The organism is Roseomonas sp. AR75 (assembly GCF_005222815.1).
Taxonomy (GTDB): Bacteria; Pseudomonadota; Alphaproteobacteria; order Acetobacterales; family Acetobacteraceae; genus Falsiroseomonas.
The window spans coordinates 877,682-895,328 of sequence record NZ_STGB01000005.1 but is presented as its reverse complement, the minus strand read 5'-3'; the positions used below and the strand labels follow the sequence as shown (position 1 = coordinate 895,328).

20 protein-coding genes are annotated in these 17,647 nt (G+C 70.8%); 7 read left to right on the top strand and 13 right to left on the bottom strand.

What is annotated here, in order from left to right; translation table 11 throughout:
- Position 1 precedes the first annotated feature (1 nt).
- From E4T13_RS23695 to E4T13_RS23675, 5 genes are read right to left on the bottom strand one after another with little or no spacing between them, the layout of a single operon-like run.
- The gene (locus E4T13_RS23695; RefSeq protein ID WP_137180798.1) at positions 2 to 979 is read right to left on the bottom strand and encodes a tripartite tricarboxylate transporter substrate binding protein; all 978 of its coding nucleotides are present in this window, start codon (positions 977 to 979) and stop codon (positions 2 to 4) included.
- A 30-nt stretch (positions 980 to 1,009) separates the two neighbouring features.
- Positions 1,010 to 1,792 (bottom strand): aldolase/citrate lyase family protein, encoded by a 783-nt coding sequence (locus E4T13_RS23690; protein WP_137180797.1) that lies wholly within the window; start codon positions 1,790 to 1,792, stop codon positions 1,010 to 1,012.
- Positions 1,792 to 2,589, bottom strand: a complete 798-nt coding sequence (locus tag E4T13_RS23685; RefSeq protein ID WP_137180796.1) for a short-chain dehydrogenase/reductase — start codon at positions 2,587 to 2,589, stop codon at positions 1,792 to 1,794. The genes E4T13_RS23690 and E4T13_RS23685 overlap by 1 nt, the downstream gene beginning before the upstream one ends.
- 3 nt (positions 2,590 to 2,592) lie before the next feature.
- Complete coding sequence (locus E4T13_RS23680) at positions 2,593 to 3,315, bottom strand: SDR family oxidoreductase (RefSeq protein WP_137180795.1); 723 nt, start codon at positions 3,313 to 3,315, stop codon at positions 2,593 to 2,595.
- 10 nt (positions 3,316 to 3,325) lie between these two features.
- Complete coding sequence (locus tag E4T13_RS23675) at positions 3,326 to 3,838, bottom strand: cupin domain-containing protein (RefSeq protein ID WP_206030281.1); 513 nt, start codon at positions 3,836 to 3,838, stop codon at positions 3,326 to 3,328.
- A gap of 148 nt (positions 3,839 to 3,986) precedes the next feature.
- Between E4T13_RS23675 and E4T13_RS23670 the strand changes: the two genes are divergently transcribed.
- From E4T13_RS23670 to E4T13_RS23655, 4 genes are read left to right on the top strand one after another with little or no spacing between them, the layout of a single operon-like run.
- Complete coding sequence (locus E4T13_RS23670) at positions 3,987 to 4,319, top strand: helix-turn-helix transcriptional regulator (RefSeq protein WP_137180794.1); 333 nt, start codon at positions 3,987 to 3,989, stop codon at positions 4,317 to 4,319.
- Positions 4,316 to 4,765: an SRPBCC domain-containing protein gene (locus E4T13_RS23665; RefSeq protein ID WP_137180793.1), complete on the top strand. Its 450-nt coding sequence runs from the start codon at positions 4,316 to 4,318 to the stop codon at positions 4,763 to 4,765. Before E4T13_RS23670 ends, E4T13_RS23665 begins: the two co-directional genes overlap by 4 nt.
- 24 nt (positions 4,766 to 4,789) lie before the next feature.
- On the top strand, positions 4,790 to 5,737 hold the full coding sequence (locus E4T13_RS23660; RefSeq protein WP_137180792.1) for a DUF1579 family protein: 948 nt from the start codon (positions 4,790 to 4,792) through the stop codon (positions 5,735 to 5,737).
- Between the two features lie 46 nt (positions 5,738 to 5,783).
- Entirely contained in the window at positions 5,784 to 6,932 is a 1,149-nt protein-coding gene (locus E4T13_RS23655; RefSeq protein WP_206030280.1) for a serine hydrolase, read from the top strand.
- 38 nt (positions 6,933 to 6,970) lie between these two features.
- On the opposite strand, the gene E4T13_RS23650 is transcribed toward E4T13_RS23655, so the two are convergent.
- Positions 6,971 to 7,408 carry a DoxX family protein gene (locus E4T13_RS23650; RefSeq protein ID WP_137180790.1) on the bottom strand — a complete coding sequence of 146 codons (438 nt, stop codon included), beginning with the start codon at positions 7,406 to 7,408 and terminating at the stop codon, positions 6,971 to 6,973.
- A 126-nt stretch (positions 7,409 to 7,534) separates the two neighbouring features.
- Between E4T13_RS23650 and E4T13_RS23645 the strand changes: the two genes are divergently transcribed.
- The 3 genes from E4T13_RS23645 to E4T13_RS23635 all read left to right on the top strand — a co-directional run bounded on the left by E4T13_RS23645 (position 7,535) and on the right by E4T13_RS23635 (position 11,082).
- Positions 7,535 to 8,467: a LysR family transcriptional regulator gene (locus E4T13_RS23645; protein ID WP_137180789.1), complete on the top strand. Its 933-nt coding sequence runs from the start codon at positions 7,535 to 7,537 to the stop codon at positions 8,465 to 8,467.
- A 189-nt stretch (positions 8,468 to 8,656) separates the two neighbouring features.
- The gene (locus E4T13_RS23640) at positions 8,657 to 10,411 is read left to right on the top strand and encodes a transglycosylase domain-containing protein (protein WP_240791255.1); all 1,755 of its coding nucleotides are present in this window, start codon (positions 8,657 to 8,659) and stop codon (positions 10,409 to 10,411) included.
- Between the two features lie 17 nt (positions 10,412 to 10,428).
- The gene (locus tag E4T13_RS23635; RefSeq protein WP_137180787.1) at positions 10,429 to 11,082 is read left to right on the top strand and encodes a HAMP domain-containing histidine kinase; all 654 of its coding nucleotides are present in this window, start codon (positions 10,429 to 10,431) and stop codon (positions 11,080 to 11,082) included.
- 79 nt (positions 11,083 to 11,161) lie between these two features.
- On the opposite strand, the gene E4T13_RS23630 is transcribed toward E4T13_RS23635, so the two are convergent.
- From E4T13_RS23630 to E4T13_RS23600, 7 genes are all read right to left on the bottom strand, one after another.
- Positions 11,162 to 12,934: a SulP family inorganic anion transporter gene (locus E4T13_RS23630; RefSeq protein ID WP_137180786.1), complete on the bottom strand. Its 1,773-nt coding sequence runs from the start codon at positions 12,932 to 12,934 to the stop codon at positions 11,162 to 11,164.
- Positions 12,935 to 12,937: 3 nt separating this feature from the next.
- Positions 12,938 to 14,611 carry a bifunctional protein tyrosine phosphatase family protein/NAD(P)/FAD-dependent oxidoreductase gene (locus E4T13_RS23625; RefSeq protein WP_137180785.1) on the bottom strand — a complete coding sequence of 558 codons (1,674 nt, stop codon included), beginning with the start codon at positions 14,609 to 14,611 and terminating at the stop codon, positions 12,938 to 12,940.
- 36 nt (positions 14,612 to 14,647) lie between these two features.
- On the bottom strand, positions 14,648 to 15,541 hold the full coding sequence (locus tag E4T13_RS23620; RefSeq protein WP_137180784.1) for an MBL fold metallo-hydrolase: 894 nt from the start codon (positions 15,539 to 15,541) through the stop codon (positions 14,648 to 14,650).
- 33 nt (positions 15,542 to 15,574) lie between these two features.
- On the bottom strand, positions 15,575 to 16,030 hold the full coding sequence (locus tag E4T13_RS23615; protein WP_137180783.1) for a DUF6691 family protein: 456 nt from the start codon (positions 16,028 to 16,030) through the stop codon (positions 15,575 to 15,577).
- A gap of 8 nt (positions 16,031 to 16,038) precedes the next feature.
- Positions 16,039 to 16,467 carry a YeeE/YedE family protein gene (locus E4T13_RS23610; RefSeq protein WP_137180782.1) on the bottom strand — a complete coding sequence of 143 codons (429 nt, stop codon included), beginning with the start codon at positions 16,465 to 16,467 and terminating at the stop codon, positions 16,039 to 16,041.
- Position 16,468: 1 nt separating this feature from the next.
- Positions 16,469 to 16,687 (bottom strand): DUF2892 domain-containing protein, encoded by a 219-nt coding sequence (locus tag E4T13_RS23605; RefSeq protein ID WP_137180781.1) that lies wholly within the window; start codon positions 16,685 to 16,687, stop codon positions 16,469 to 16,471.
- 326 nt (positions 16,688 to 17,013) lie between these two features.
- A complete protein-coding gene (locus E4T13_RS23600; RefSeq protein ID WP_137180780.1) occupies positions 17,014 to 17,505 on the bottom strand; it encodes an Rrf2 family transcriptional regulator in 492 nt (163 codons plus the stop codon).
- Positions 17,506 to 17,647: the final 142 nt, after the last annotated feature.

The window sequence follows — 17,647 nt, the reverse complement described above, 5'->3', positions numbered from 1 at the left end:
CTCACTGCGCCCGGATGTTCGCGGCGCGCGCGACGTCGGCCCAGATGCGCATGTCTTCCTGGATCAGCGCGGTGAAGCTCTGCGGCGTGCTGTTGCCGTCCAGCTCGTTCCCGGTGGGCACGAAGCGCTCGCGGATATCGGGACGTGCCAGCACCTTGTTCACCGCGCTGGCGATCCGGTCGGCGATGGGCTGCGGCAGGCCGGCGGGCCCGAGCAGCCCGTTCCAGTAGCTGGCGGCGGCGAAGTCGGCCAGGCCCTGCTCCTGCAGCGTCGGCACGTCCGGCAGTTGCGGCAGGCGTCGCGATCCGGTGGCGCCGAGCGCCACCACCTGACCCTCGCGGATCGGCGGCAGCCCGGTGGAGGAGTTCGCGACGCTGAAATGAACACGCCCGGCGATCTGCTCGCGCATCGCTTCCGGCGAGCCGCGGAAGGGCACGTTGGTCGCGTCGATCCCCGTGCGCACGCGGAACAGCTCCGTCACGAAATGCGACGGCGCGCCGATGCCGGCGGTGGCGTAGAACAGCTGCCCGGGCCGCGCGCGGGCATAGGCGATCAGCTCCTGCGCGTTCTTCACGCCAAGCGAGGGATGCGCGATCAGCAGCGACGGCGTCCAGCAGACATTGACGATCGGCACGAAGCTCTTCGCGGGATCATAGGTGGTGCGCGTGCCCATCGCCGCGACCATGTTGAGCGCGGAGGAGGTGAACAGCAGCGTGTAGCCGTCCGGTGCGGCATTCGCGACGAATTGCGCGCCGATCACGCCGGCGGCGCCGCCCTTGTTGTCCACCACGATGCTCTGGCCGAGCTCCTCGCGCAGCGCGTCCTGCATGATGCGCGTCATCACGTCGATGCCGCTGCCCGGCGGCCAGGCGACGACGATGGTGATGGGGCGGGTCGGCCAGGATTGCGCGCGCGCCGGCGCAATGGCCGGCGCCATCAGGGCAAGGGCGCCGAGCGCCCGGCGGGTGAGTGCGGTCATGTTGTTCCTCCCTTCCTTTGTCGCTGTCGTTCAGTGCGCGGCGCCGAAATCCTTCCGCATCGTCTCGGCGGCCTTGCGCGCGGCGCCCATGAGATACGCCACGTCGTTGCCGCCCATCAGGATGCGCGCGCCGAGCCCCGCCATCTCCGCGATGTCGGGTCCGCCCGCGCCGCCGGCGACCATGTGCTTGCCCGCCGCGCGCGCGGCGGACGCCGCGGCGTGGAAGGCATCGCGGATGCGCGCGTGGCGCGTCTCGCCGGGAATGCCGAGCTCGTTGCTGAGGTCGGACGGCCCGATCATCAGCGCGTCCACGCCGGGCACGGCGGCAATCGCGGCGGCATTGGCGACGCCCTCCTCCGTCTCCAGCATGGCGAAGACCATCGTGACTTCGTTCACCGAGGCGATCGCCTGCGGCGACGGGATGCTTCGGTAGAAGGTCATCGGCCCGAGCGCTGCCTGGCTGCGCGCGCCCATCGGCGGGTACTTCGCCGCGCGCACCGCGGCCTCGGCCTCGGCCACCGTCGAGACATGCGGCACGATGACGCAGAGCGCGCCGGCATCCATGGCGATGGCGATGTCCGCGCCGGTGTTCGCGCGCACGCGCACCGCGGTCAGCAGCCCCGCCAACAGGCCGGCAGTACACAGCGCGGCGGTCTCGGCGTCGCTGAAGGTGCCGTGCTCGCGGTCCACATAGAAGCCGTCGAAGCCGGCCTCCTTCACGATCATCGCGGCGTCGGGCGTGCGGAGCTGGCGCAGCGACATCAGCAGCACCGGCCCACCGGCCGCCAGCTTCGCGCGCGCGGGGTTCTGCATCACGCGGTCCTCTTCGGCAGGGGATAGCCGCGCGCCGAGAATCCGGCATCCACGGTGACGATCACGCCGGACAGCGCGGAGGCGCGCGCCGAGGCGCAGAAGGCGACGACATCGGCGATTTCCTGCGGCTGGATCAGCGCGCCGCGCGGCCAGTCCTTCACCAGCTCGCGCCAGCGCCCGACATCGCCCAGCTCCTGCTGCGCGCGACGGCCGAGCGAGGCGCGGGAACGGTCGGTCTCAACCCAGCCGGGATTGACGCCGAGGATTCGCACGCCGTGTTCGATGCTGCCGCTGCCCACCGCGCGCGTCATCGCCATCAGCGCGGCGTTGCCGGTGCTGCCGGCGGCGTAGGCGTATTCCAGCTTCTCGCCGCCGATACCGATCACGTTCACGATCACGCCGGCTCCGCGTTCGGCCATGCGCGCATACATCGCGCGCGTCATGGCGATGTAGCCGAAGACCTTCAGCTCCCAGCCACTGCGCCAGGTCTCCTCGTCCACCTCCAGGATGTCGCCGCGCGGCACGGCGCCGGCATTGTTCACCAGGATGTCGGCATCCGCGCAGACGGCGACCAGCGCCTCATGCGCGCCGCGCTGCGCCAAATCCGCCTGGTGCACCTGCACGCGCACGCCGTGACGGTCCGCGATCTCGCGTGCCGCCGCGTGCAGCCGGTCCGCGTCACGCGCGGCCAGATGCAGGTGGCAGCCCTCCCGCGCCAGCGTCTCCGCGATGGCGCGGCCGATCCCACGGGAGGCGCCGGTGACGAGTGCGGTGCGGCCGGCGATGCCGAGATCCACGGATCAGGTCTCGCGCGGCTGCAGTTCGAGCAGGTCCACGCGCGCCCGCTCGGGTGCGGTGAGCGCGAAGAGGATGGCCTCCGCCACTTCCTCCGAGGTCAGCGGGCCATAGGTGCGCGCGGCCAGCGCCTTCAGCACGGCGGGGTGGCGGCTGGCGTCGCGGATGCCGGTATCCACCATGCCGGGGGCGACCTCGCTGACCTTCACGCCGGTGCCTTTCAGCTCGAGCCGGAAGCCCTTGGCGAAGCCGGCCAGCGCATGCTTGGTCGCGGCATAGGCGACGCCGAATTGATTGACGTTGCGCGCGGCGCCGGAGGTGACGAACACGATGTGGCCGCGCCGCCGCGCCACCATGCGCCGCGCCATCTCCTGCGCGATGGCGAAGGCGGCGAGCACATTGGTGCGGAACATCGCCTCCACATCCGCGAAGGCGGTCTCGAGCAGCGGCGCATAGGTCAGGATGCCCGCGTTGTTCACGAGGATATCGGCCTCGCCTGCTGCCTCGGCCAGCGCGGCGACGAAACCCGTGTCGTTGAGGTCGCCCGCCATCGCGCGCGCGCCGACGCCCTGCGCGCGGCAGGACGCGGCAGCAGTGTCCAGCGCCGCCGCATTGCGACCGGTGAGAAAGACATCGGCGCCGGCGGCGGCGAGGGCGAGTGCCGTCGCCCGCCCGATCCCCGCACTGGCGCCGGTCACCAGCGCCAGGCGGCCCTTCAGCGCGGCCATGCGCGCGGCCTCAGCCCTTCGCCTCCGGCATCTTCTCGATGTTGAAGGTGTCGTACTGCGCGGGGAGGATCACTTCCAGGATCTCGTAGTCGTCGGAGTAGTCCAGGATCACGTGCTTGATGCCCGGCGGCTGGATCCAGCAGCTTCCCTCGCGCACCTCGCAGACGCCGTAGCCCTCGAACTCGCACTTCGCCGTGCCCTTCAGCACATAGACCATGTGGAACAGCACGTCGTGGAAATGCGGGATCGAGACGTCCTTGGCGTTGAACGGCTTGGCGCGCTTGTTCACATGCACCTGCGCCAAGCCGCCCGTCGCCGCGGCGAAGCCCATGTCGCGCGACTTCGAGTAGGAGCGCAGCCCCGCGCCGGCGATGAAGTCGTCCTCGCCCTTCAGATGGCTCATGTGGAATTGCTGCGGCGGCCAGCCGAGCCGCTCGGCCAGCGCCTGCATCGGGTTGAACGCCGCCTCATCCATGATGCGGTTCTTGCGGTTGGCGAGATCGAGCGCCTGCATGCCTTCCATGGCGTCCTCCGGTGTCGTTCTTCAAAGAAGTCCCGGATGCTAGGATTTCGTTTACCCATGCGTCAATCACGCCCCCGCGCTTCACCGCCGCGCGAGCCGTCGAAAGACACTTGACGCTGGGGCTATGCCGCGCCAGATACTTCACCGTATGGTTAACCGTCAGGCCCCCGACCTCGACCGCGTCTTCGGCGCCCTCGCCGACCCGACGCGTCGCGCCATCATCGCCCAGCTCGACGCGGCGGAGGCGCTGAGCGTCAGCGAGATCGCGCAGCCGCTGCCGATCTCGCTGCCGGCGGTGATGAAGCACCTGGATGTGCTGGAGCAGGCCGGGCTGATCACCCGCCGAAAGGCGGGGCGCACGGTGACGTGTCGGCTGGACGGGCAGGGGATACGCGACGCCATGGGCTGGCTGGCGCATTACCAGCGCTTCTGGGGCGAGAGCCTCGACCGCCTCGCCGCCCTGCTGGAGCAGCGCCGATGAATGCCATCCCGCCCTATCTCACGCTTGTGAAGCGCATCAAGGCGCCGCCAGCACGCGTCTGGTCCGCCTGGACGCAGCCGGAATTGATGATGCTGTGGTTCGGCCCACACCACACGCGCGCCGAGGAGGCGGAGGCCGATCTGACCGTGGGCGGCCGCTTCCGCGTGGCCCTGCGCGAGGACAATGGCGAGCGCCACGAGGCCAATGGTCGTTACACCGTGATCGAGCCGGAACGCCGTCTCGTCTTCGACTGGCACTGGACCAGCATGCCGGAGCGCGTTTCGCGCGTGACGGTTGAACTCCGCCCGGTGCCGGAAGGCACGGAGGTGACGCTGACGCATGACCGCTTCGCCGACCAGGCGACGGCCACGCGCCACACCCGCGGCTGGACGGAATCGCTGGAGCGCCTCGCGGCGCTGCACGCCCCGGACGCCGCGCGCGGCTGAACCGTCAACGAGGAAGGAAGCACCATGGACACGCATGTCGCGACCAACGACCTGACGCTCTCCCGCCATATCCCCGCGCCGCCCGAGAAGGTTTTTGCGGCATGGGTGGAGCCCGCGCAGCTCAAGGCGTGGTGGGGGCCCTACGGCATGACGGTGCCCGAGGCCGAGGTGGATCTCCGCCCTGGCGGCTTCCATCGCACCCTGATGCGCGACGCGCAGGGCAAAGAGTATCCGAACGACATGGCGATCGACGCGGTCGAGGCGCCACGCCGCCTGGTCGTCCGCGTGACGGACGACGCCTGCGGCCCGCTGGTCGGTGCCGTCGGCACGCTCGACTTCGTGCCGGAAGGCGAGGGCACGCGTCTCGACGTCCGCTGGTCGCATCCGACAGCGGAGATGCGAAACGCGCATGCGGAGATGGGCTTCGCCAAGGGCTGGGGCGAGACGCTCGACAAGCTCACCGCGCATCTGCTGCCGGTGCCGGCGATGTGCCCCAACGCCGTCATGCACGCGCCGGAACATGGCTGGCTGCACCGGATGCTCGGCGACTGGATCTTCGAGAGTGAGTGCACCGGGCCGGATGGGCAGGTGATGCGCTCCTCCGGCACCGAGCGCGTCACCTCGCTCGGCGGCTTCTGGGTGGTCGGCGAGAACGAGGGCACGATGCCCGGCGGCGGACCGGCGCGCTGGACAATCGCCCTGGGCTACGACGCCGGCGCGAAGCTGTTCCGCGGCAGCTTCATCGGCTCGATGATGCCGACGATGTTCGTCTACGAAGGCAAGCTGAGCGAGGATGGCCGCTCCCTGCTGCTCGACACCACCGGCCCTGCCTTTTCCGGCGAAGGCACGGTGCGCTACCGCGACATCGTCACGCTGGAGGACGACGGCACGCGCACCATCGCCTCGGAGGTCGAGGGTCCCGACGGTGCGATGACGCGCTTCATGACCGCGCGCTATCGCCGGGCGGCCTGAGCGGTTGGCGTCCTTCTCCTCCGCGCGCCTCGCGCGAGTCGATTCCTTGCTCCACCAGGCGGTGGAGCAGGGCCGCATCGCCGGCGCCGTCGCGCTGCTCTGGCGACAGGGCACAACACGCGCCAGCTATGTCGGCGAACAGGAACCGGGCGGCGCGCCGATGCGCCGCGACAGCATCTTCCGCATCGCCTCCGTCACCAAGCCGATCCTCGCCGTCGCCGCCATGACGCTCGTCGAGGAAGGCCGGCTGACTCTCGATGGCTCGGTCGAGCCCTGGCTGCCGGAACTCGCGGGGCGTCGCGTGCTGCGCTCACCGCTCGCGCCGCTGCAGGACACGGTGGCGGCGGAGCGCGCCATCACGCTGCGCGACCTGCTGACCATGCGCTGCGGCCTGGGCGCGATGAATTTCCTTCCCGGTCCGCGCGCGCCGCTCGCGGCGGCGATGGAGGACGCCGGCGTCGCCCCCGGCCCCTTCGCCTTCCAGGGCGACAGCGACGAATACATGCGCCGCATCGGCCGCCTGCCGCTGGCGCATCAGCCCGGCGAGCGCTGGCTGTATCACACCGCCTCCGACCTGCTCGGCGTGCTGCTCGCGCGCGCCGAGGGCAGGTCGCTCGGCGCGGTGCTGCAGGAACGCACGCTGGCGCCGCTCGGCATGACCGACACGGGCTTCTTCACCACGGAAAGCCAGCTCCCGCGCCTGACCGCGGCCTGCAAGGCGGGTCCGGATGGCCTCCTGACCGTGGTCGATGCGGCGCGCGAGGGTGTCTTCTCCCGCCCGCCCGCTTTCGAATCCGGCAGTGCCGGGCTGGTCTCCACCGCGGACGACCTGGTCGCGCTCGGCCGCATGATGCTGGCGCGCGGCCGGCACGGCGACCTGCGCGTGCTCGGCCGCACGACGGTCGCGGCGATGGTGACGGACCAGATCACGCCCGCGCAGAAGGCCGCATCGCCCTTCTTCCCGGGCTTCTGGGAATCGCGCGGCTGGGGCCTCGGCCTCGGCGTGGTGACGAACCGCGATGGCCCCTCCGGCACGCCTGGCCGCTTCGGCTGGGATGGCGGCTTCGGCACCAGCTTCTGGTGCGACCCGGCGGAAGACCTGATCGGCGTGCTGCTGACGCAGCGCTTCTGGGATCCGGGCTGGCAGGCGCTGTACGAGTCGTTCTGGAACGGCGTCTACGCGGCGCTGGATTGATGTGTTGGCGGGGCGCGCTGGGCGCCCCGCCGCGCACCTCACGCCGTGGCCGTCGCCGCGCCGCGGCCGAGCAGCCGCCGCGGATCCATCGCGAAGGCGCCGGCGCCGAGAAGTGCCTGCACCAGCAGCGTCACCGTCCAGAACGCAGGGAATTCCCAGCCGCCGCCGCGTGCGCTGAAGATCCAGCCATTCGGGATGTGTTGCAGCAGCGCGCCAAGCATGATCGGCACCATCAGCAGGCTCACCGGGCGCACCCAGATGCCCAGGATCAGCGCGAGGCCCGCCGCCGTCTCGGCGATCGCCACCACCGCGCCCAGCGCCGGCGGGTAGCCGATCGAGCCGAAGAAGCCCATCGTGCCTGCCAGGCCGAAGGTGAAGACCTTCAGCAGCAGCCCGTGCGCCAGCAGCATCACGCCCATGCTCACGCGCAGCAGGAAGGCGGCGTAGGGCACGGCGGTCCGTTCATCGAAGGTCATCGGTCGATCTCCTGTCCCGGCGGCCTCGCGCCCCCGGCATGCCGTCCTTATCGACCGGCACAGGCAAGCCTTCCAACGGGCGGAACGAACACCCATCATCACGGTCATCAATGACGGGGGTGCGGCTTGGCCGACCTGCAGACTCTTGACCTCAACCTGCTGCGCGTCTTCGACGCGGTGGCGCGGGAACGCCATGTCACCCGCGCGGCGGAGAAGCTGAACCTCTCCCAGCCCGCTGTCTCCAACGCGCTGTCGCGCCTGCGCCACGCGCTGAACGACGAGCTTTTCCTGCGCCGCCCAGGCGGCGTCGAGCCGACCGCGCTCGCGCTCTCCCTCGCCGGCCCGGTCGCCGAGGTGCTGGACCGCCTGCGCGATACGCTGGCGACCCATGCACCCTTCGATCCCGCCACCAGCGACCGCATCTTCACGGTGGGCTTCAGCGAATATGCCGAGAGCGTGCTGGCGCCGCCGCTGCTGGAGGTGATGGCCAAGCAGGCGCCGCAGGCGCTGCTCGCCGTCAGCCATGCCGACCGCACCAATGCGCTGGACCTGCTGGAGCGCGGCGAGGCGGAACTCGCCGTCGGCGTGCTGCCGGAGCCGCCCGCGCTCTTCACCCGCGTGCGCCTGTTGCCCGAGGGTTTTCTCACACTGGTCCGGGCCGGCCATCCGCTGGCGGAGGGCCCGATGACGCTGGAGCGCTTCGTCGCCTTCCCGCATCTGCTGCACTCCCCCAACGGCTCGCGCGACGGCGCGCTGGACGGGCCGCTGACCGAGGCGGGCTTCCCCCGCCGGCTCGGCGCCGTGGTCGCGCATCTCGGTGCGGTGCCGGAGATCCTGGCGCGCACCGACATGGTGATGACGCTCTCCGCCCGCCTCGCGCTGCGCCTGTCGGAGACGCACGGCCTGGTGGTGCGGCCCTGCCCGGTGCCGTTCCGCCACACGCGCCTGTCGCTGATCTTCCACCGCCGCTTCGAGGCGGATCCCGGCCATGCCTGGCTGCGCCGCACGCTGCTGGCGGTGGCGCGCGAGGTCGGGCCGGTGCCGGGGGTGGGCGCGTAGCGCAACGAAGCGGCGATCCGCGTGCGGCGACGCGGGGCGGCGTGCTACAGCACCGGCATGCCTCGCGCCGCTCCAGCCCGGAAGGCTGCCGCCGGCGGGACCGCCCGCAACGGACGCGGCCGCGCCGCGCCCGAGCGGTCGTCTCGTGCGCCGGCCCGTGCCCGCGGCACCTGGCGCTGGCTGCGCTGGGTGGTCCTGCTCACCATCTGGGGCGGCGTCGCGCTTGGCGCGGTGCTTCTGTTCCTCATCTGGGACCTGCCGCGCACCGACATCGCGCTCTCCGCCACGCGCCGCCCCGGCGTGACGCTGGAAGCCGCCGACGGTCGGATCATCGCCAACTCCGGCGACGTGCATGGCCAGGTGGTGCGGCTGCGCGACCTGCCGCGCCACCTGCCCGCCGCCGTCATCGCCATCGAGGACCGGCGCTTCCGATCGCATCTCGGCATCGACCCGATCGGGCTGGCGCGCGCGGCCTGGGTGAACTGGTCGAGCGGGCGCGTGGTGCAGGGCGGCTCCACCCTGACGCAGCAGCTCGCCAAGAACCTGTTCCTGACGCCGGAGCGCAGCCTGCGCCGCAAGGCGCAGGAAGCGGTGCTGGCGCTGTGGCTGGAATGGCAGTTCAGCAAGGACGAGCTGCTCGAGATCTACCTGAACCGCGTCTATCTCGGCGGCGGCGCCTATGGCGTGGATGCCGCCGCGCGGCTGTTCTTCGGGGTGCCCGCCACGCGCGTGACGCTGTGGCAGGCGGCGGTGCTGGCGGGGCTGCCGCAGGCGCCCTCCCGCCTCAATCCGCGGGTGGCGCCCGATGCCGCCGCCGGCCGCGCGGTGGAGGTGCTGGATGCGATGGCCGAGACGGGTTTCCTGACGCGCCAGCAGGCCGCCCTTGCGGTCGAGCATATCCAGATCCCGCCGCGCCCCTCCCGCGCCGCGGGCTGGTTCGCGGATTGGGTGATGGACGATCTCGCCGACCGCTTTCCCGGCAATGCCGACCTGGTGCTGCGCACCACCCTCGATCCGCGCATCCAGGCGGTGGTGGAAAGCCGGCTGGATGCGCTGCTCGCCGGCCCCGGTGCCCGCGCCAACGCGACCCAGGGCGCGGTGGTGGTGATGGAGGCTGCCACCGGCAATGTCCGCGCCATGGCCGGCGGCCGCGATTTCCGTTCGAGCCAGTTCAACCGGGCAACCCAGGCGCGGCGGCAGCCGGGTTCGGTGTTCAAGCCCTTCGTCTTCCTCGGCGCCATGGAACGCGGCGCCAGCCCGGACGACCTGGTCTCCGACGCGCCGATCAACCTCGGCGGCTGGTCGCCGGGCAATGGCGAATGGCGCATGCGCGGCGAGATCACGCTGGAGGAGGCGCTGGCGCATTCCGTCAACACTGCTGCGGTGCGCGTGCTGCAGCGCGCCGGCGGCCCGCGCGAGGCGGCCGCCGTGGCGCGGCGCTTCGGCCTTGCCGGCCCGTTCCCGAACGACGCCACCCTGGCGCTGGGCACCGGCGAGGTGACGCTGATGGAGTTGACCGCCGCCTATGCCGCCTTTGCCAATGCCGGGCTGCGCCCGGTGCCGCGCGGACTGGCCTCGGCGCGGGCCGATGGCCGGCCGGTTCCGATCGCCCCCGCTGCCGCCACCCGCGCCACCACGCCCGAGCAGGCGGCGCGCATGCGCGCGATGCTGCAGGCCGTGGTTGCGCGCGGCACGGGGCGCGCCGCGCAGCCGCCGGGTGCCCGCCCGCTGGCCGGAAAGACGGGCACGACACAGGATTTCCGCGATGCCTGGTTCGTCGGCCTCGTGCCCGGTGCGGGCCCTGGCCTCGTCATCGGCGTCTGGCTCGGCAATGACGACGGCGCGCCCATGGCCCGGGTGACCGGAGGCAGCCTGCCGGCGCGCCTCGTGCGGGAGATCGCCGCGGGCCTTGGCGGCGATGCGCGCGCGGCCGCCGGCGGTTGAGGGGGGAGGGCTCCGACTTGGACAGCGATACGCCGGTGCCGCGACAGGCTTCCGACAGCAGCGACCTGGTACTGCTGCGCCACGACTGCCTCCGCCGCACCGCGCCCGCGGTGCAGCACGAGGTGAACAATGCCATGATGGTGCTCGCCTCCAACCTGGAGATGCTCGGCCGCTCTGTGCCGGAGGGACCGCCGCGCCGGCAGCTCGAGCGGGCGATCGCCTCGATGCGCAAGCTGGACGTGACGGTGCGCGCCTATCTCGATGCCGCTCGGCGGGAGGCCGAGGACGAGGCCGTGCTGGCGCCGAGCGAGGCGCTCGGTCAGGCGCTGCCGCTGCTGCGCGTGGCCTTGGGCGGGCGCTTCGGCTTCGACCTCGCCGCCGCCGAGCCCGATCCGCTGCCGGCGGCGCGGCTCGATCGTGGCCGGCTTGACCTGGCGCTGCTGCGCCTGGTGCAGGATGCGGTGCCGCGCATGGCCGTGGGCGCGCGCATCACGGCGCGGGGCATGGCGCGGCCCGAGTCGGGCGAGGTCGCGCTGGTGCTGGACCTGCCGCCAGGCGCGGAGCCCGGCCCGGAGGCAGCGGCGCTGCTGCACGACGCCGCCGCCGCGACGGGCGGGCGGCTGGAAGGAGACGCGGCGCGCGTCACGCTGATCTGGCCGGCCGCGCGGTAGCGCCGCGCGCCCTGCCAGGGCAGTGGCTCACGCCGCAGCAGCCTCGGCCCCTTCGGGCTGCAGGTCGGGACTTCTTGCGCTAGTTGCTGGACGCAACTTCGATCTCCTGTGCCTTTCGCGCCGGCCGTTCCGGCTTGCCGGCGGCGCCGCCCAGTGCCGCTGCCGCCTCGTACTGCGAAAGGAACACGCGCCCCTTGAAGTGCGCGAAGAAGTCGGATCGCCGGAGCCCGTCCATCACCGGCCCCTTCACCTCCGAAAGGTGGAAGCCGATGCCCGCGGAATGCAGCCGCTCCGCAATGGCCTCGAGGCTCTCGAGCGCGCTGGCGTCGATCATGTTCACGGCCGAGCACATCAGGACGACATGCTTCAGTGCCGGCCTTGCGGCGATCTCGGCGAGAATCCGATCCTCGAGGAAGCGCGCATTGGCGAAATAGAGGCTCTCGTCCACGCGGATCGACAGCAGATCCGGCGAGGTGAGCACGCTGTGCCGCTCGACGTTGCGGAAATGCTCCGAGCCCGGCACCTGCCCGACGATCGCCACATGGGGCGTGCTGGTGCGCCACAGGAACAGCAGCAGCGACAGCGCCACGCCGGCGACGATGCCGGCCTCCACGCCGACCAGCAGCACCAGCGCGATGGTCGCGGCCATGGCGGCGAAATCCGCCTTGGAATAGGCGAAGGTGCGGCGGATCGCGGCGACGTCCACCAGCGACAGTACGGCCACGATGATGGTCGCCGCCAGGACAGCCTGCGGCAGGTAGCGGAACAGTGGCGTGAGGAACAGCGTGGCGCCGAGGATGCCGAGCGCGGTCGCCGCACCGGCCAGCGGCGTAGCCGCGCCGGCGTCGAAGTTCACCACCGATCGCGCGAAGCCGCCGGTCACCGGGTAGCCGCCCGAGATCGCCGAGGCGATGTTCGCCGTGCCGAGCCCGACCAACTCCTGGTTCGCGACGATGCGCTGCCGCCGCTTCGCCGCCAGCGTCTGCGCGACCGAGACGGATTCGACGAAGCCCACCAGGCTGATCAGCACCGCCGCGGGCAGCAGCTCCATCCACAGCGCGGGATCGAAGCTCGGCAGGGCGAATGGCGGCAAGCCGGCCGGGATCTCCCCCACGATGCGCACGCCCGCCCGGTCAAGGCCGAGCAGCACCACCGCGAGGATCGACAGGATGATCGCCGCGAGCGGTCCGGCCTTCGCGAGCAGGTCGGCCAGCCGCGGCCCGAGCCCCGCGCGGCGCAGCAGCGCCTTCAGCGACCGCCGCGCCCAGAACAGGAAGCCCGTCGCGGCGATGCCGATCACCAGCGTCGGAGGATTCACCCCGCCGATCCCGTGCGCGAGCCCGGCCAGGATATGCGGCAGCGTGTCGCCCTCCGCGCGGATGCCGAGGATATGCTTGAGCTGGCTGGCCGCGATCAGGATGCCAGAGGCGCTGATGAAGCCCGAGATCACGGGATGGCTCAGGAAATTCGCGAGGAAGCCGAGCCGCAGCACCGCCATCGCCAGCAGCACAAGCCCCGACAGGAAGGCGAGCGTCACCGCCGCCGAGACATAGGCCGCGCTGCCCGTCGCGGCGATCGGCGCCACCGCCGCCGCCGTCATCAGCGAGACCACGGCGACCGGCCCGACCGCGAGCGTGCGGCTGGTGCCGAAGATCGCATAGGCCACCAGCGGCAGAATCGAGGCATAGAGCCCGACCACCGGCGGCAGCCCCGCGAGCATGGCGTAGGCAAGGCTCTGCGGCACCAGCATGATCGTCACGATGACCGCGGCGAACAGGTCGTTCACCGCATCGCCGCGCGTGTAGCGCGGCGCCCAGTCGAGGATCGGCAGAACGGAGGCGAGGCGGCGCATCGTTCAGCCCGCCATCTGCGGCTTGGCCATCCATTCCTTCCCGCGCAGCATCGCCTTCCAGTAGATCGGCGGCAGCATGCGTTCCTTCAGCAGCCAGGCGAGGTGGCTCGGCTTCGTGTCGTCGATCAGCCAGGCGGGGAAGCTCGGCAGCCGCTTGCCACCATAGCCGAACTCGGCAAGCACGATCTTGCCGCGCTCCACGGTCAGTGGGCATGAGCCGTAGCCGTCATACTGCGCATCGGCACCCTGGATCGCGCCGAGATCCTTCAGCAGGTTGTGCGCCACCACGGGCGCCTGCTTGCGTGCCGCCGCCGCGGTCTTGGCATTGGGCGCGTTGCAGGCATCGCCGAGGCCGTAGACGCCCGGCAGCGACTTGTGCCGCAGCGTCGCCTCGTCGACATCCACCCAGCCCGCGGCATCGGCGAGCGGCGAGACGCGGACGAAATCGGGAGCGACCTGCGGCGGGACGGCGTGCAGCATGTCGAATTCGGTCTCGACCAGCGTGGTCGCGCCATCGGCATCGGCGCGGCGGAACCACGCGCGCCGCGCAGGCCCGTCCACCTTCACGAGCGTATGCTGGAAATGCAGCTGCGCATGGTATCGCTCGACATAGGACATCAGCGCCGGCACGTACTCCTTCACGCCGAACAGCACCGCGCCGGCGTTGTAGAAGTCGATCGCAATGTCCGACAGGCGGCGCGACCGCAGCCAATGGTCGGCCGAGAGGTACATCGCCTTCTGCGGCGCACCGGCGCATTTGATCGGCATCGGCGGCTGCGTGAACACCGCGCGTCCGGCCCTGAGGTTCTGCACGCAGTCCCAGGTGTAGGGGGCGAGGTCGTAGCGGTAGTTCGATGTCACGCCGTTGCGCCCGAGCGTCTCGGCCAACCCCTCGATTCCCGCCCAGTTCAGCTTGATGCCAGGCGCGACGGCCAACGCGCGGTATTTCACCACGCGGCAGCCATCGAGGATGACGGCGTTCTTCTCCGGCTCGAAGGCGGCGACCGCGGCCTTGATCCAGCGGACCCCGGCAGGCAGCAGCGAGGCCATGGTGCGCGCCGTGGTCGCCGGGTCGAAGATGCCCGCGCCCACCATGGTCCAGCCCGGCTGGTAATAGTGGATGTCGGCCGGGTCGATCAGCGCGATGTCGAGATCGGGCTTGCGCGCCTTGAGGCTCGCGGCCAGCGCGATGCCGGCAGCACCGCCGCCCACGATCACGACCTCATGCGTCGCATCCGGCGTGTCGGTCGGCGTGCGCCCGCCATTGGCGATGCGGCGCGCCACGGCCGTCATGTCGTAGCCGGCGGCCTTGGTGGCGGCGAGGATCTCGGGAAGTGCGCGGCCATGCGCCGCCTCGGCCAGCGACCACAGCGTGGCGGAGCGCGTGCCGCTGCGGCAATAGGCGAAGACCGGCTTCGGCAGCGTTGCGAACAGGGCCCCGAAAGCCTCGGCATCGGCGTCCTTCACCTGGCCGGAGATGACGGGCAGGTAGGCGGCCTGCAGCCCAGCGGCGCGCGCCGCGGCCTCGATCTCGGCGAAGGCGGGCTGGTCGGCGCCCTCGCCGTCGGGGCGGTTGCAGACGACAGAGCGGAAGCCGGCAGCGGCGATGGCGGCGATGTCGTCGGGCAGGATCTGCGGCGATACCGACAGCCCGGCGTTGATGGCCTTGATGGTCATGCTGGCTTCCTCTGTTGTTGTCGCGCCGGTTCGACGTCAGAGCGCGTTGACGGGAAGCTTCAGGAAGACGCGCCCGTTGGGCTCGGCCGGCGGCAGCGCGCCGGCGCGCATGTTCACCTGCAGCGAGGGGAGGATCAGGCGCGGCATGCCGAGCGTCTTGTCGCGCGCCTCGCGCATTGCGACGAAGTCGTCCTCGCTCATGCCGTCGCGCACATGGATGTTGTGTGCGCGTTCGTCGGCGACGGTGCTCTCCCAGCGGATCTCGCGGCCGTTCGGGCCATAGTCGTGGCACATGAACAGGCGCGTCTGCGGCGGCAGTTCCAGGATGCGGCGCATCGAGCGGAACAGCGTGCGCGCGTCGCCGCCGGGGAAGTCTGCGCGGGCCGATCCGCCATCGGGCATGAACAGCGTGTCGCCGACGAAGGCTGCGTCGCCGATCACATGCGTCATGCAGGCGGGGGTATGGCCGGGCGTATGCAGCGCGAAGGCGCGCATGCCGCCGATGCTGTAGCTGTCGCCGTCCTTGAACAGGCGGTCGAACTGGCTACCGTCGCGGCGGAACTCGGTGCCTTCGCTGAAGACCTTGCCGAAGACCTCCTGCACGACGGTGATCTGCTCGCCGATGCCGATCCTGCCGCCGAGCTTGCCCTGGATATAGGGCGCGGCGGAGAGGTGGTCGGCATGCACATGCGTCTCGATCAGCCATTCGAGCGTGAGGCCACGGTCGCGGATATGCGCGATGATCGCGTCGGCGCTGTCGTAGGTGATGCGCCCGGCGGCATAGTCGATGTCCATCACGGAATCGATCACCGCGCAGGCATTGGAGCCCGGATCCTTCACGACGTAGCTGATCGTGTTGGTCGGCGCGTCGAAGAAGGCGGTGACCTCGGGCTTCACCGAGAGGTCCACGGCGTGCTGAATGGCGTTCATGGGGCTTCTCCTTTGGGTTTCGGGTTGCGCCGGTCAGATGGGGGGACGGACTGCAGCGGGCGCGACTTGGCGTGCCGCGAGAACGCGCGCGCCGGCCATGCCGGCGAACATGGCCGCCAGGAACAGCCAGGCCGGCGCGCCGCCGGTGAGCGTCGCCGTCAGGGCCGGTCCCGGGCAGAAGCCGGCCAGCCCCCAGCCGACGCCGAAGATCGCCGGACCCGCGACGATGCGGGAATCGAGGTCGCGCGCCGTCGGCAGGTGGAAGCGTTCGCCGAAGATCGGCTGGTCCCGGCGCAGCACCAGGCGGAAGCCGATGAAGGTTACGGCGATCGCGCCGGCCATGACGAAGGCGAGGCTGGCATCCCATCCACCGCTGCCGATCGCGGCGATATCGAGGAAGTTCAGCACCTTCGCCGGATCCGACATGCCGGCGACGACGAGGCCAAGGCCGAAGACCAGGCCGATGGCGAACTGGAGGAGAACGATCATCGCGCGCCTCACAGGACGTGGCGGGTGAGGAAGACGGTGGCGATCGCCGTCGCCATGAAGACCGCCGTGGCCACGAGCGAACGCATCGACAGCCGCGACAGGCCGCAGACGCCGTGGCCGGAGGTGCAGCCATTGCCCCAGACCGCGCCGAAGCCGACGAGCAGGCCGGCGAGCGCCAGCACGGGTGTCGTCGCCTCGATGCGCGGGACAGGCATGCTGCCGGTGACCAGAGCCACGATCAGCGGTGCGACGACGACCCCGAGCACGAAGGCGAGGCGTCCGGCAAAGCCGTCATCGTCATAGGGCGGCAGCAGGCGGGCGGCGATGCCGCTGATGCCGGCGATGCGCCCCGTGGCGGCCATCAGCGCCACGGCTGAGGCGCCGATCAGGACGCCGCCGGACAGCGCCGCGACGGGCGTGAATTCCGTGGCGACCATGTCAGGCCCTCGCCACCGGGCAGGTGCGGATACCGAGCAGCGTGTAGGCCGGGCAGAATCGGAAGGCGGCGGTGCCGAGCATCACCACGCCCCAGGCGGCTACCGCGAAGCGCCAAGCGCCGAGCGGAGCGAAGGCCCCGGCGAGGAGGAAGGGTGCGGCGACCAGCGCCGCGCCCAGGGCGAAGCGGAAAGCGCGATCGAAGGAACCGACATTGCGCATGTGGAGATGCTCCAGGGGCTGCTGCGGGATCTATATATTCGAAGATACTAAGATGTCAACATAAAAACCGACATACTCTATGCAGCGTTTCCGGCGCTGGACGCCAAGGCCGAGAGCGCCGCACGCTGGGCGCGTCTGCCACGCCAACGCCAAGCGCCTGCCGGCCCGGTGTCACCTTCGGGTGGTGTAAAGTCGGCCCTGCAGCCGGTGGGTCGATCAGCCTGTCGCCCAACGCGCTGTCGCAGCACCGCGCGTGGAGGCTCGATCTCAAGCGGGTGGAGATCCGGCGCCGGGGTGCCAGCGATCCGGTGGCGGTTCTGCCGTCTCTACCGTGCCGCGGTGGCCTGCGGCATCGGCGTGACGTGATCGGGCGCTTCGGCCGGCATCGTGCCGCCGAGCCGCGCCAGCAGCGCATCCCGGTTCAACGCGATGTCGGCGATGGTCAGATCATCCAGCACCGACAGGAAGGCCCGAAGCGCGCGCTGCAGCCCACGCGAAAGGTGACATGCGCCCAGCAGGGCACAGGTGTTCGTATCGGGGTTGAAGCACTCGACCAGTTCAAGCGGCGCCTCGGTCCAGCGGACGATCTCGCCGACCGTGATGTCGTCCGCCGGGCGGGCGAGACGCATCCCGCCATGCCGTCCACGAATGGAATCGATGTAGCCGCGTCGCGACAGCTCCGCCGCGACCTTCACCAGATGCGCCTTCGATATCCGGTGGGCGCGCGCAACGTCATCCACCGTGACGACGGCTGGAGCGCGGAGCGCGATGAGTTGCAGCATGCGCAGGGTGAAGTTCGAGTACTGGGTCAGGCGCAAAGGCTGATCTTTCGCAGGATAATCTACATAGAGCATAGTGCTTTTGGGGTGGCATCGCAACGAGCTTCACCGAGCATGATGGTTTGGCAGGGTTGCCCATGCGCGGTCTGGACGCCCTCCTGCTCGCGCGCATCCAGTTCGC